The sequence below is a fragment of the Micromonospora sp. C41 genome, assembly GCF_018070485.1.
Lineage (GTDB): Bacteria > Actinomycetota > Actinomycetes > Mycobacteriales > Micromonosporaceae > Micromonospora > Micromonospora chalcea.
On record NZ_JAGPXP010000015.1, the window covers coordinates 1 to 13286 of the forward strand.

A 13286-nucleotide genomic window follows, 5' to 3' on the forward strand; every position below is an offset into this window, starting at 1 on the left:
ACGAGGCCCACCACCGCGTCTCCATCACCGACGCCGCCCTGGTCGCCGCCGCGACGCTCGCCGACCGGTACATCTCCGACCGGTTCCTGCCGGACAAGGCGATCGACCTGATCGACGAGGCCGGCGCTCGGATGCGGATCCGCCGGATGACCGCGCCGCCGGACCTGCGCGACTTCGACGAGCGCATCGCCCAGGTGCGCCGCGACAAGGAGTCCGCGATCGACGCGCAGGACTTCGAGCGGGCCGCCCAGCTGCGGGACACCGAGAAGCAGCTGCTCGGGCAGAAGGCGCAGCGGGAGAAGGAGTGGAAGGCCGGTGACCTGGACGTCGTCAGCGAGGTCGACGACGAGCAGATCGCCGAGGTCCTCGGCAACTGGACCGGCATCCCGGTCTACAAGCTGACCGAGGAGGAAACCTCCCGGCTGCTGCGCATGGAAGACGAGCTGCACAAGCGCGTCATCGGCCAGGAAGACGCCGTCAAGGCCGTCTCGAAGGCGATCCGCCGTACCCGGGCCGGCCTGAAGGACCCGAAGCGCCCGTCCGGGTCGTTCATCTTCGCCGGCCCGTCCGGCGTCGGTAAGACCGAACTGTCCAAGGCGCTCGCCGAGTTCCTGTTCGGCAGCGAGGACGCCCTCATCCAGCTCGACATGTCGGAGTTCCACGACCGGTACACCGTGTCCCGGCTCGTCGGTGCCCCGCCCGGCTACGTCGGCTACGACGAGGGCGGGCAGCTGACCGAGAAGGTGCGTCGCCGGCCGTTCTCGGTGGTCCTCTTCGACGAGATCGAGAAGGCCCACCCGGACGTGTTCAACACGCTCCTGCAGATCCTGGAAGACGGGCGCCTCACCGACGGCCAGGGCCGGATCGTGGACTTCAAGAACACGGTCATCATCCTGACCACCAACCTCGGCACCCGCGACGTCGCCAAGGCAGTGTCGCTGGGCTTCCAGGCCTCGGAGGACTCCGAGTCGAACTACGACCGGATGAAGCAGAAGGTCAACGACGAGCTCAAGCAGCACTTCCGGCCCGAGTTCCTCAACCGGATCGACGACACCATCGTCTTCCACCAGCTGCGCGAGACCGAGATCCTCTCCATCGTCGACATCATGATCGCCCGGATCGAGACCCAGCTGCGGAACAAGGACATGGGCCTGGAGCTGACCGACAACGCCAAGAAGTACCTCGCGAAGAAGGGCTTCGACCCCGTCCTCGGCGCACGGCCACTACGCCGCACCATCCAACGCGACATCGAAGACAACCTGTCCGAACGGATCCTGTTCAACGAACTGCCCCCCGGCCAGATCGTCGTCGTGGACTGCGAAGGCGACCCCGACGACACCGACACGTCCACACTCGTCTTCCGGGCCGGCAAGCCGGTGCCGACGGGTCAGCCGTAGGCCCGCCGGCCCACCGCCATCAGATGATCACGCGTCGCGTCGTCGCAGAGCGCCCCGGCCACCCCGGCGGCGTACGCCCGCTCGGGCCCGAGCCCGAGACGCGCCGCCAACTCGTGCTCACGGCCCAGATCGGTACCGAACATCGCCGGGTCGTCGGTCCCGACCGAGCAGCGCAGACCGGCGGCGACGAGGCGGGGCAACGGATGCGCGGCCTCGGACTCCACCACCCGGGTCCGCAAGTTCGACGTGGGGCACACGTCCAGCACCACACCCCGGTCCCGCAGCTCGGCGAGCAGGTCGTCGTCCTCGGCGGCCCGGATGCCGTGACGGATCCGGGCCGGAGCCAGCTCCAGCAGGTCGCGTACCGAATCCGGCCCACCCGCCTCGCCGCCGTGCGGGACGAACGCCAGACCGCCGTCGCGGGCGATCGCCACCGCCCGGGCGAACGCCTTCGCCGGCGCGGCCAGCTCCGGCCCGCCCAGACCGAACCCGACCACGCCCCGGTCCCGGTACCGCACGGCCTGGCGGGCGCACTCCTCGGCGTCGGCCGGCGCCAGCTCGCGGTCCACGTCGGGCGTCAACAGCACCCGTACGCCGTGCCGCTCGTACGCCTCGGCCGCGCCGTCGGCGTACCCCTCGAAGATGTCCGCCCAGCCGACGCCCCGGCGCACCCGCTCGGCCGGCGAGAAGATGCCCTCCAGGTAGACAGCGCCGTGCATGGCCGCCTCGGCGGCGTACGCCACCACGATGCGCCGGAAGTCGTCGGCCGTACGCAGGCAGTTGGTGGTCAACACCCAGGTGCGGACGAAGTGGTCGAAGTCGGTGAACTCGTAGAGCTGACGCAGACCCTCGACCGTCTCCGCGGGCAGCCGCTGACCGTTGCGGCGGGCGATGACCAGGAGCGTCTCCGGCCGTACCGTCCCTTCGAAGTGGACGTGCAGCTCGATCTTCGGGGCCGGCACGGCCATCAGGCGGTTCGGAGCGCGCGCCGCTCGGCCATCACCGGCGTCCGCCCCCGCCAGCCGGCCTGCGACACGCCCAGCAGCCAGCGCAGCGGCGTGGCCGAGAGCAGCGGCGGATCGGTGACCCGCACCTGCCGCACCGGCACCGTGAGCGTGGCCCGCGCGACGGCGATGCGCTGGGCGCTGCCCGTCTCGGCCGGTATCCGCAGGTCCGCGTCGCCGATCAGGAAGCTGTCCGGCGCGCCGTCGACGAGCGCCGAGGTGGCGTCCCGGTCCGGGCGCAGCAGCAGGACCCGGGCGCGGTGCTCGCCCGGCGGCACGGTGGCGGGCAGCGCGGCCGGCAGCGGGCGAGGCGCGGCCGTCCACCATTCGTTGCGCCCCCCGTCGTGGGGCGCCACCGCGGCGAGCAGCAGCCCCGGCAGGTCCACGGTGTCGAGGTGCATCAGCGCCCGGGGGCCCTGGCCGGCGACTATCGCGCGGCTGCGGATCACCGGCAGCAGCGCCGCCACCGACACGCCCGCCAACTGCCGGGCGAGTTGGCGGAACCGCTCCGGGGGCAAACTCACCCAGCGCCGGAACTGGGTGGTGAACGTGCCGACGCTGGAGTACCCGACCTGGGCGCTGATCGCCGTGACGGTGAGCGAGGAACGCAGCAGCAGCCGTCGCGCCTCGGCCATCCGCAGGGCGGCCAGGAAACGTGCCGGTGTCATCGAGGTGGCCTGCTTGAACACGCGATGGAAATAGAAGGGGCTGAACGGGGCAAGGCGCGCCAGCGTTTCCAGCGGCAACGGTCTGCCGAGCTCTCTTTTCATGTGCTCAATCACCCGGACAATGGCGGCCGACCGGCCGTCATGTTCCTTGCAGTCGGCACCTGAAAACTGCCCCATGGCCCCTCCATCGCTACCCGGAAACCGTGACCAATAGTGCTGTGCGGCTCTTGAACGAGTCTTGATTTGCCGCACGCGGGCCGCTCCGGCGCCCTCGGCGGCAGGCGATACGTGCTGGCCGGAGCCGGTGCGGGACCCACTTCCAGGCTTGCGCGCACCCGGCTTCACGCGCCCGCCGAAGCGGTGCCGACGGTCACCTGAGGCAACACAGCAACCTGCGAGAAGACAGTCGCCGAGGCGTTCCGCGAGTATTGGCCAGAGCGGGCACGCCAATCGAAGAACTTCTCTGCAGGCGAGCAGGATCCGCACGCGTACACCCACGGCGAATTGGACTTGCCATGGCCCGAATATTGTTGGCACTGCGACAACGAATCCTGACGCCGGATAAGCGCGAGGCGTTGTTTGACACACGCGGCTTCCATGTCAAGAACGACGCCGCGCGGCAGGCCCTGGAAAGCGCCGGGCAGAGTTTCATCGGCGGTTTCGGTGACGCCGCCGGGGCGCCGGAGCCCCGGGCCGCCGAGGAACTGCTGGAAAGCCGGCCGGCGCCGCTGCGCGGCTTCGCCTACGAGGGCGCCGCGATGGCGTACGCCCTGATGGACGGCCTCCGCCCCGGCGGCGGCCGGGGCATGGCGCGGTTCCTGGCCGGGCGCGGCGACGCGCACGTCTACATGGCCCACGTGGGCGCCGGCTGGGCCATGGCCCGGCTGCCCCGCTGGCGCCGGCCGGCCATCCTCCCGCCCGACCCGCTGCTGCGCTGGCTCGCCCTCGACGGCTACGGCTTCCACCAGGCCTACTTCCACACCGGCCGGTACGTCCACGAACGGCACCGCGACCCGGCGCACATCTGGCCGGCGGAGCTGCGGCACTACGCGCCGCACGCGGTGGACCAGGGCATCGGCCGGGCGCTGTGGTTCGTCGCCGGCGCCGACCCGGCCGAACTGGTCCGGCTGCTCCACCGGTTCCCCGCCGACCGGCACTCCGACCTGTGGAGCGGGGTCGGCCTGGCCGCCAGCTACGCCGGTGGCGCCGATCTGACGGAACTGCGAACGCTGCGCGAGGCGGCCGGCGAGCACCGGGCGGCGCTCGGCCAGGGCGCCGCGTTCGCGGCCAAGGCCCGGATGCGGGCCGGACACGTGCCGACGCACACTGCTGTCGCGGTCGGCGCGTTCTGCGTCACCAGCATCGAGCAGGCCGCCGCGATCACCGATGCCGCCCTGACCGATCTGACCGACTCGGCGTCGCTGCCCGCCTTCGCGGTGTGGCGTCAGCGGATCGCCGACCATCTCGTACTGCTGGGGAGGTGCTGACCGGGTGTCCATGATCCTGGGTTGGGGCCGACGTCATCTCGCCGGGCTGACCGCCCTGCTGCTGATCGTCGGCCTGTTCCTGATCGCCGAGCCGGCCACTGCTACCGACGAGGAACGGCGACGGGTGGCCGCGGGCTACCGGTTCACGCCGCTGTCCATCGCGATCCCGGGTGGTCTGCCGCAGCAGAGCATCCGCCGGGTCAACAAGGAGTACACGCACATCGACGCGTGGATCTCGTCGGTGGGCGCCGGGGTCGCCATGAACGACATCGACGGCGACGGCCTGGCCAACGACCTCTGCGTCACCGACCCGCGGATCGACCGGGTGGTGGTCACCCCGACGCCCGGGGCGCGCCAGGAGCGGTACCAGCCGTTCGTGCTCGACCCGGCGCCGCTGCCGATGGGGCCGCACATGGCGCCGATGGGCTGCGCGCCCGGCGACTTCAACGAGGACGGCCGCACCGACCTGCTGGTCTACTGGTGGGGCCGGACACCGGTGATCTTCCTGGCCCGCCCGGACGCCACCGGTCTGTCCGCGGCGGCGTTCCAGCCGGTCGAGCTGGTCCCCCGGCCCGCCGCCGCCGACGGCGGCTACACCGGGCCGCGGTGGAACACCAACACGGTGAGCGTGGCGGACTTCGACGGCGACGGTCACGAGGACGTGTTCGTCGGCAACTACTTCCCCGACGGCCCGGTGCTCGACCACACGGTCAGCGGCGGCGTGGCGATGAACAGGTCCATGTCGGCCGCGTACAACGGCGGGCGCGACCATGTCCTGCGCTGGACCGGCGCGACCGCCGACAGCGTCACCTTCGCCGACGTGCCGGACCTCTTCGACGACGACGTCTCCCGCGGCTGGGCACTCGCGTCGACCGCCACCGACCTCGACGGCGACCTGCTGCCCGAGCTGTACGTGGCGAACGACTTCGGCCCCGACCGGCTGCTGCACAACCGCTCCACACCGGGCCGGGTGCGGCTGGCCCTGGTCGAGGGCGAGGGCAGCCGGCTCACCGTGCCCAAGTCGAAGATCCTCGGGCACGACTCCTTCAAGGGCATGGGCGTGGACGTCGGCGACCTGGACGGCGACGGCCTCTACGACATGTACGTCGGCAACATCACCACCTCGTTCGGCATCCAGGAGAGCAACTTCGCCTTCGTCAACCAGGCCCGGGACACCGACGACCTGCGGCAGCGGCTCGCCGACGGGCGGGCGCCGTTCGTCGACCGCAGCGCCCCGCTCAACCTCGCCTGGAGCGGCTGGAGCTGGGACGTCAAGATCGCCGACCTGACCAACAGCGGCCGGCCCGACATCGTGCAGACCAGCGGCTTCGTCAAGGGCGAGGTGAACCGGTGGGCGCAGCTGCAGGAGCTGGCCACCGCCAACGACACGCTGCTGGAGCACACCTCGGCGTGGCCACGGGTCCGGCAGGGCGACGACATCGCCGGCGGGCAGCCGCTGCGCCTGCACGCCCGGATGCCCGGCGGCGCCTACGCCGACATCGCCGGCCAGCTCGGCTTGGCGGTGCCCATCCCGACCCGGGGCATCGCGCTCGGCGACGCCGACGGCGACGGCCGGCTGGACATGGCGGTGGCCCGGCAGTGGGACGCGCCGGTGTTCTACCGCAACGACAGCCCCGGCACCGGATCGCAGCTGTCCCTGAAGCTGAACCGGCCGCCGGCCGGCGACGCCGCCACCGGCTCCCCGTTGATCGGCGCGGACGTCACCGTCCGCACCCCGGACGGCCGTGTGCTGCGCGGCCGGGTCGACGGCGGCAGCGGCCACTCCGGCCGGCGCAGCTTCGAGGTGCACATCGGCCTCGGCGACGTCACCGGGCCGGTCCAGGTCGACCTGGCCTGGCGGGACCGCACCGGCGCGCCACGCGCGCAGACGGTGACGCTCACCCCCGGCCGGCACGCGCTCACCCTCGGCACCCAGGCACAGGAGGCGAGTTCATGACGAAGCCACGCGACCCGCGAGTGACAGCGCTGCGCCGCTTCGCGATCTCGATCACCGTCCTCAACATCCTCGGCTACACGGTCCTCGGCTTCGAGCAGCCCGCGCTCTGGCCGGTGTACGCCGTGCTCACCGCGTACGCCGCCGAGCTGCTGCTGGAGGCGGTGGGCGCCCGAGGTGAGGGCCGCGCCCCCCGGTACGCCGGCGGCGTGCGCAACCTGGTCGAGTTCCTCTTCCCCGCGCACATCACCGCGCTGGCGGTGAACATGCTGCTCTACACCAACGACCGGGTGCTGGTGATGCTCTTCGGCGTGCTGGTGGCGATCAGCGGCAAGTGGCTGCTGCGGGCGCCGGTCAACGGGCGGCTGCGGCACTTCATGAACCCGTCGAACTTCGGCATCGCGATCGTGCTGCTGCTGTTCCCGTGGGTCTCCATCGCGCCGCCGTACCACTTCACCGAGAACCTCTCCGGCCCCGCCGACTGGGCGATCGTGGCCGTGATCCTCGTCCTGGGCACGATGCTCAACGCGAAGCTCACCCGCCGGATGTGGCTGATCGCCGGCTGGCTGTCGATCTTCGTGGTGCAGTCGGTGGTTCGGGGCCTGGTGCTGGACACGTCGATCGTGGCCGCGCTGGCCACCATGACCGGTACCGCGTTCGTCCTGTTCACCAACTACATGATCACCGATCCGGGCACCACGCCGAGCCGGCCCGCCGCCCAGTTCGCGTTCGGTGGCGGCGTGGCGCTGGTGTACGGCGTGCTGACCGGCGCCTCGGTGACGTACGGGCTCTTCTTCGCCACCGCGATCGTCTGCCTGATCCGCGGCACCTTCCTCTGGTCGCTGCACGCCTCGCGCCGCGAGCAGCGACGCCGCGAGCAGGACCAACCCGTCTCGCCCGCAACGCCCGGGACACCGGCCACCGCCGGTCCCGTCTCCGCGGACAACGGCAAGCGGCCCGTGCCCGCCTGATCCGCGAATCGCACAACCCCAGGAGTGACGACATGAGCAGAATCGCGGTCGTCGGCATGAGCTGCCGCTACCCGGAAGCCGATTCGGTGGCCGACCTGTGGCGCAACGCCCTCAGCGGACGCCGCGCGTTCCGCCGGCTGCCGCCGGAGCGGATGAGCCTGGAGGACTACTGGGACGCCGACCCGGCCACCCCGGACCGTTTCTACAACCGGCACGCCGCCGTCATCGAGGGGTACACGTTCGACCGGATCCGGCACCGGATCGCCGGCAGCACCTACCGCTCCACCGACCTCACCCACTGGCTGGCGCTGGACGTGGCCGGCGAGGCGCTCGCCGACGCCGGCTGGCCGGACGGCGCCGGGCTGCCCCGGGACCGTACCGCCGTGGTGGTCGGCAACACCCTCACCGGCGAGTTCTCCCGCGCCAACGTGCTGCGGCTGCGCTGGCCGTACGTGCGCCGGGTGCTGGCCGCCGGGCTGCAGGAGCAGGGGTGGCCCGACCGGCGGATCGCGGAGTTCCTGGCGGTGACCGAGGAGCGGTACAAGAGCCCGTTCCCGCCGATCGACGAGGACACGCTCGCCGGTGGTCTCTCCAACACCATCGCCGGGCGGATCTGCAACCACTTCGACCTCGGCGGCGGCGGCTGGACGGTGGACGCCGCCTGCGCCTCCAGCCTGCTGTCCGTGGTCACCGCCGCGCGCGCCCTGGCCGACGGCGAGGTCGACGTGGCGGTGGCGGGCGGGGTGGACCTGTCCATCGACCCGTTCGAGATGGTCGGCTTCGCCAAGGCCGGCGCGCTGGCCCGCGACGAGATGCGGGTGTACGACGAGCGGTCGCAGGGCTTCTGGCCGGGCGAGGGCTGCGGCATGGTCGTGCTGATGCGCCACGACGACGCGGTGGCGCAGGGGCGCGTCGTGCACGCGACGATCGCCGGCTGGGGCGTCTCCTCCGACGGGCGCGGCGGGATGACCCGGCCCGAGGCACAGGGCTACCGGCTGGCGCTGGACCGGGCGTACCAGCGGGCCGGCTTCGGCATCGGCACGGTCCCGCTCTTCGAGGGGCACGGCACCGGCACCGCCGTCGGCGACGCCACCGAACTGCGTGCCCTCTCCGCCGCCCGGCGCGACGCCGGGGCCACCGATCCGGCCGCCATCGGCTCCATCAAGGCGCTCATCGGGCACACCAAGGCCGCCGCCGGGGTGGCCGGGCTGATCAAGGCGACCATGGCGTTGCGGCACGCCATCGTCCCGCCCACCGCCGGGTGCGCCCGTCCCCGCGCGGAGCTGACCGCCGCGGACCGTACGCTGCGCGCCGCGCCGGTGGCCGAGCCGTGGCCGGACGGGGCGCCGCTGCGCGCCGGGGTCACCGCGATGGGCTTCGGCGGGATCAACACCCACCTGGTGCTGGAGGCCGGCCCGTCCGCCGTGCCGGAACGTGTCCGGCGGCAGCAGTTGCGGCTGGCCCGGCACACCCAGGACGCCGAGCTGCTGCTGCTCGACGCGGCCGACCCGGTGGCGCTGCGGGAACGGGTGGCCGCGCTGCTGGATCCGCTGGCCCGGCTGTCGTACGGCGAGCTGACCGACCTGGCCGGCGCTCTGGCCGGCGAGGTACGCGGCCGGCCGATGCGGCTGGCGGTGGTCGCCGCCTCCCCCGCCGAGGCGGTGGACCGGTTCGAGCGTGCCCTGGCGGCGCTCGACCGGGGCGAGGAGGAGCTGTTCGCCGACGGGCTGGCGCTGCGGCGCACGCTGCGCCCGGCCCGGCTCGGGTTCCTCTTCCCCGGCCAGGGCTCCGGCCGCGGCGTCGACGGAGGCGCGCTGGCCCGGCGTTTCCCGGCCGCCGCCGAGGTGCACCGCCTGGCGGCGCTGCCGGCCGACGCGGACCCGGTGGCCACCGAGGTGGCCCAGCCGCGCATCGCCGCGGGTTCCCTGGCCGGCCTGCGGGTGCTCACCGAACTGGGCGTCGAGGCGCGGGTGGCGGTCGGGCACAGCCTCGGCGAGATCACCGCGCTGCACTGGGCCGGCACCGTCGACGCGGAGGCGCTGCTGCGGATCGCCGCGGCGCGCGGCGCGGTCATGGCCGGCTGCCGGGAACCGGGCACGATGGCCGGCATCGCCGCCGACGACACCGTCACCGCCCGGCTGATCGGCGCCGAACCGGTGGTGGTGGCCGGCTACAACGGGCCGCGGCAGACGGTGGTCGCCGGCCCGTCCGACGCGGTCCGGCGGGTGTGCGAGCGGGCCACCGAGGCCGGTGTGCACTGGGCGGACCTGGCCGTCTCGCACGCGTTCCACTCCCCGCTGATGGCGTCGGCCGCCCGCGAGTTCGGCGACTGGCTGGAAGGGGTCCGTCTGGCCCCGCCGCGCCGGCCGGTGGTCTCCACAGTCACCGGCGCGGAGCTGACCTCCGGCACCGACCTGGCGGCGCTGCTGCGCCGGCAGATCACCGAGCCGGTGCGCTTCGCCGCGGCGGTCACCGAGGCCGGCCGGCGGGTGGACGCGCTGGTCGAGGTCGGTCCCGGCCAGGTGCTCGCCCGGATGGCCCGGGAGCTGGTCGACGTGCCGGTGTTCGCCACCGGCACGGACGCGCCGACGCTCGCCGGGTTCCTCGGCACTGTCGGCGCGCTCTGGACGCTGGGCGCGCCCGTGGACCACGCCGCGCTGGTCAGCGACCGTCCGATCCGTCCGCTCGACCTGGCCGCGCGGCGGCGCTTCTTCGCCAACCCGTGCGAGTCCGCGCCCGCCGTGGCCGTGGCGGCGGCGTCCCCGACCGGGGCCACCCCGCAGGCCGCGGGCGGGCCGGTGACCGTCGACGAGACGGCCCCGGCCGGAGGCGGGCCGGCGGCCGACCCGCTGGCGGTGCTGCGCCGGCTGGCCGCGTCCCGCGCGGAGCTGCCGCCCGAGAGCGTCGGCGCGGACACCCGGCTCCTCGACGGTCTGCACCTCAGCTCGATCGCCGTGGGTCAGCTGGTGAACGAGGCCGCCCGGGAACTGGGCCTGCCCGCGGTGCAGGCGCCGACGAACTTCGCCACCGCCACGCTGCGGGAGATCGCCGACGCGCTGCGGGAACTGGACCCGGCCGCCCCGCCTGCCGACCGGCGGGTGGACGGCGTCGCGCCGTGGGTGCGCGGTTTCACAGTCGAGCTGGTCGAGGAACCGGTGGAGCCGGCCGGCGCCGGCCCCGGCGGCCCGGGTGCCTGGCAGTGGTACGCGCCGGCCGGGCACCCGTACGCGGAGGCGCTGCGCGACGCGCTCGCCGGTGCGGGCGTCGGCGGCGGCGTGCTGCTCTGCCCGGGCGAGGAGGTGGACCTGGACCTCGCGTTGCGCGCCGTCCAGGCGGCGGTGGCCCAGCCTCCGGGTGCCCGCCTGGTGGTCGTCCAGCACGGCCGGGGCGTCGCCGGGCTGGCCCGTACCGCCCGGCTGGAGGGCTCGGGTCTGCACGTGACGCTGGTCGAGGCGGCCCCGGCCGACGACCTGGTGGACCGGGTGGTGCGCGAGGTGGCGGCCACCGACGGGTACGCCGAGTCGCACCTCGGCCCGGACGGCCGGCGACGGGTCCCGCTGCTGCGGCCGCTGCCGCCGCCCGGCCCGGCACGCCCGGGTCCGGCCGGTCCGCCGCTGCGGCCGGACGACGTCCTGCTGGTGACCGGCGGCGGGAAGGGCATCACCGCCGAGTGCGCGCTCGCCCTGGCCCGGGACACCGGGGCGCGGCTGGCCCTGCTCGGCCGGGCCGACCCGGCCGCGGACCCGGAGCTGGCCGCGAACCTGACCCGGATGCGGGAGGCGGGGGTGCGCCTGCGGTACGTGCGCGCCGACGTCACCGACCCGGAGGCGGTACGCGCCGCGGTGGCGCAGGTACGCGCGCACCTGGGCCCGGTCGCCGGGGTCCTGCACGGCGCCGGGGTCAACCGGCCGGCCGCCCTCGGCGCGCTGGACCCGGACACCCTGCGCGCCACGCTGGCGCCGAAGGTGGACGGCCTGGCCAACGTCCTCGCCGCGGTAGAGCCGGACGAGCTGCGGCTGCTGGTGACGTTCGGCAGCGTGATCGGGCGCGGCGGCCTGCCCGGGGAGGCGCACTACGCGCTGGCCAACGACTGGCTGGCCCGGCTGACCGCCGAGGCCGGCCGGCGCTTCACCGGATGCCGCGCCGTCTGTCTGGAATGGTCGGTCTGGTCCGGCGTCGGCATGGGTGAACGGCTCTCCGCCGTCGAGTCGCTGCTGCGCGCCGGCATCACCCCCATCCCGCCGGACGAGGGCGTCCGGCTGCTGCGCCAGGTGCTGGCGCTGCCCCGGCTGCCCGCCTCGGTGGTGGTCACCGGCCGCACCGACGGGCTGGACACGCTGCGGCACGAGCGGCGGGAGCTGCCGCTGCTGCGCTTCCTGGAACGTCCGCTGGTGCAGTACGACGGCGTGGAGCTGGTGGTCGAGGCGGACCTGTCGGCCGAGAGCGACCCGTACCTCGCCGAGCACGACCTGGACGGCAACCTCCTGCTGCCCGCGGTGCTCGGCATGGAGGCGATGGCGCAGGTGGCCACCGCGCTCGCCGGCGCCACCGGCGTGCCCGTGCTGACCGGCGTCAGCTTCCCCCGGCCCGTGGTGGTGGCCCGCGGCGGGCGCGTCACCGTCCGGATCGCCGCGGTGCAGGCCGAGGCGGGCGTGGTGGAGGTGGCGATCCGCAGCGACGAGACGGGCTTCGCGGCCGACCACTTCCGGGGCACCGTCCGCTTCGAGCCGGACGAGGGCGACCGGGAGGCGCCGGGCGTGACCGGAGGGCTGCCGCCGGTGCCACTGGAGCCGGGCCGGGACCTCTACGGTGACCTGCTCTTCCAGGGCGACCGGTTCCGCCGGCTGGTGCGCTACCACCGGGTCGCGTCCCGGCGGGCCGAGGCGGACGTCGCCACCACCGAGGACCTGCGCTGGTTCCACGCGTTCCTGCCGCAGCGGCTGCTGCTCGGCGACGCGGGCGCGCGGGACGCCTTCCTGCACGGCATCCAGGTCTGCGTGCCGGACGCGACGCTGCTGCCGATCGCCGTGGACCGGGTGGAGCCGGCCGGGCCGAAGCTCGCCGCCACCGAGCAGGTCCGCTTCGTGGCGGTGGAGCGGGAGCACCGCGACGACACCTACCGGTACGACGTGACGGTCCTCGGCGCGGCCGGGACGGTGGTGGAACGCTGGCTCGGTCTGCGCCTGCGCGCGGTGCGCCACCGCCCGGCCGCCCTGCCGTGGCCGCCGGCGCTGCTCGGACCGGCGCTGGAGCGGCGGCTGGGCCGGCTGCTCGACGCCGACCTGGCGGTGGTGGTGGAACCGCGTCCGGACCGGACCGGCGGAGCACGACGGGAGGTCACCGCCGTCGCCGTCGGACGGGCCGTGGGACGGCCGGTACGGCTGCGGTACCGGCCGGACGGGCGGCCCGAGGAGGTCAACGGCCGGCACGTCTCCGCCGCCCACAGCGAGGTCGCCAGCCTGCTGGTGGCCGGCGCCGGGCCGCTCGCCTGCGACCTGGAGGTGGTCCGGCCCCGGCCCGCCGAGGTGTGGGCCGACCTGCTCGGCCGGCACGCCGGGCTGGCCGGGCAGATCGCCGCCGACCTCGGCGAGGACGCCGACGTCGCCGCCACCCGGGTCTGGTGCGCCAAGGAGTGCCTGGTCAAGGCGGGGTTGCCGGTGGACGCCCCGCTCACGGTGGCCGGCGGCGACGGCGAGTGGGTGCTGGTGCGCAGCGGCCGGGTCACGGTGGCCACCGGCCCGGTCCGTCTGACCGGCGAGCCACAGCCGGTGGTCGTCGCCGTCCTCACCGCGACGGGGGTGTGAC

The 13286-nt window shown here is 74.2% G+C and carries 7 protein-coding genes; 5 read left to right on the top strand and 2 right to left on the bottom strand.

The window, feature by feature from the left end; genetic code table 11:
* A partial coding sequence (locus KBX43_RS17420; RefSeq protein ID WP_210885556.1) for an AAA family ATPase occupies nucleotides 1–1397 on the top strand: 1397 nt, incomplete at its 5' end.
* Here the strand turns inward: KBX43_RS17420 and add are convergent.
* Nucleotides 1388–2365: an adenosine deaminase gene (gene add / locus KBX43_RS17425; RefSeq protein WP_210885561.1), complete on the bottom strand. Its 978-nt coding sequence runs from the start codon at nucleotides 2363–2365 to the stop codon at nucleotides 1388–1390. The genes KBX43_RS17420 and add overlap by 10 nt on opposite strands.
* Nucleotides 2365–3171 (bottom strand): AraC family transcriptional regulator, encoded by an 807-nt coding sequence (locus KBX43_RS17430; protein WP_247677485.1) that lies wholly within the window; start codon nucleotides 3169–3171, stop codon nucleotides 2365–2367. Before KBX43_RS17430 ends, add begins: the two co-directional genes overlap by 1 nt.
* Before the next feature lie 413 nt (nucleotides 3172–3584).
* On the opposite strand from KBX43_RS17430, the gene KBX43_RS17435 reads away from it, so the two are divergent.
* The 4 genes from KBX43_RS17435 to KBX43_RS17450 are packed head-to-tail and all read left to right on the top strand — an operon-like array spanning nucleotide 3585 to nucleotide 13285.
* Nucleotides 3585–4556, top strand: a complete 972-nt coding sequence (locus KBX43_RS17435) for a DUF1702 family protein (RefSeq protein WP_104114689.1) — start codon at nucleotides 3585–3587, stop codon at nucleotides 4554–4556.
* A gap of 4 nt (nucleotides 4557–4560) precedes the next feature.
* Nucleotides 4561–6513, top strand: coding sequence for a CRTAC1 family protein (locus tag KBX43_RS17440; RefSeq protein ID WP_210885567.1), 1953 nt, complete (start codon nucleotides 4561–4563; stop codon nucleotides 6511–6513).
* Nucleotides 6510–7481: an enediyne biosynthesis protein gene (locus KBX43_RS17445; protein WP_210885569.1), complete on the top strand. Its 972-nt coding sequence runs from the start codon at nucleotides 6510–6512 to the stop codon at nucleotides 7479–7481. Before KBX43_RS17440 ends, KBX43_RS17445 begins: the two co-directional genes overlap by 4 nt.
* 32 nt (nucleotides 7482–7513) lie before the next feature.
* Nucleotides 7514–13285, top strand: a complete 5772-nt coding sequence (locus KBX43_RS17450; RefSeq protein WP_210885572.1) for an SDR family NAD(P)-dependent oxidoreductase — start codon at nucleotides 7514–7516, stop codon at nucleotides 13283–13285.
* The last annotated feature ends 1 nt before the right edge of the window (nucleotide 13286 follow it).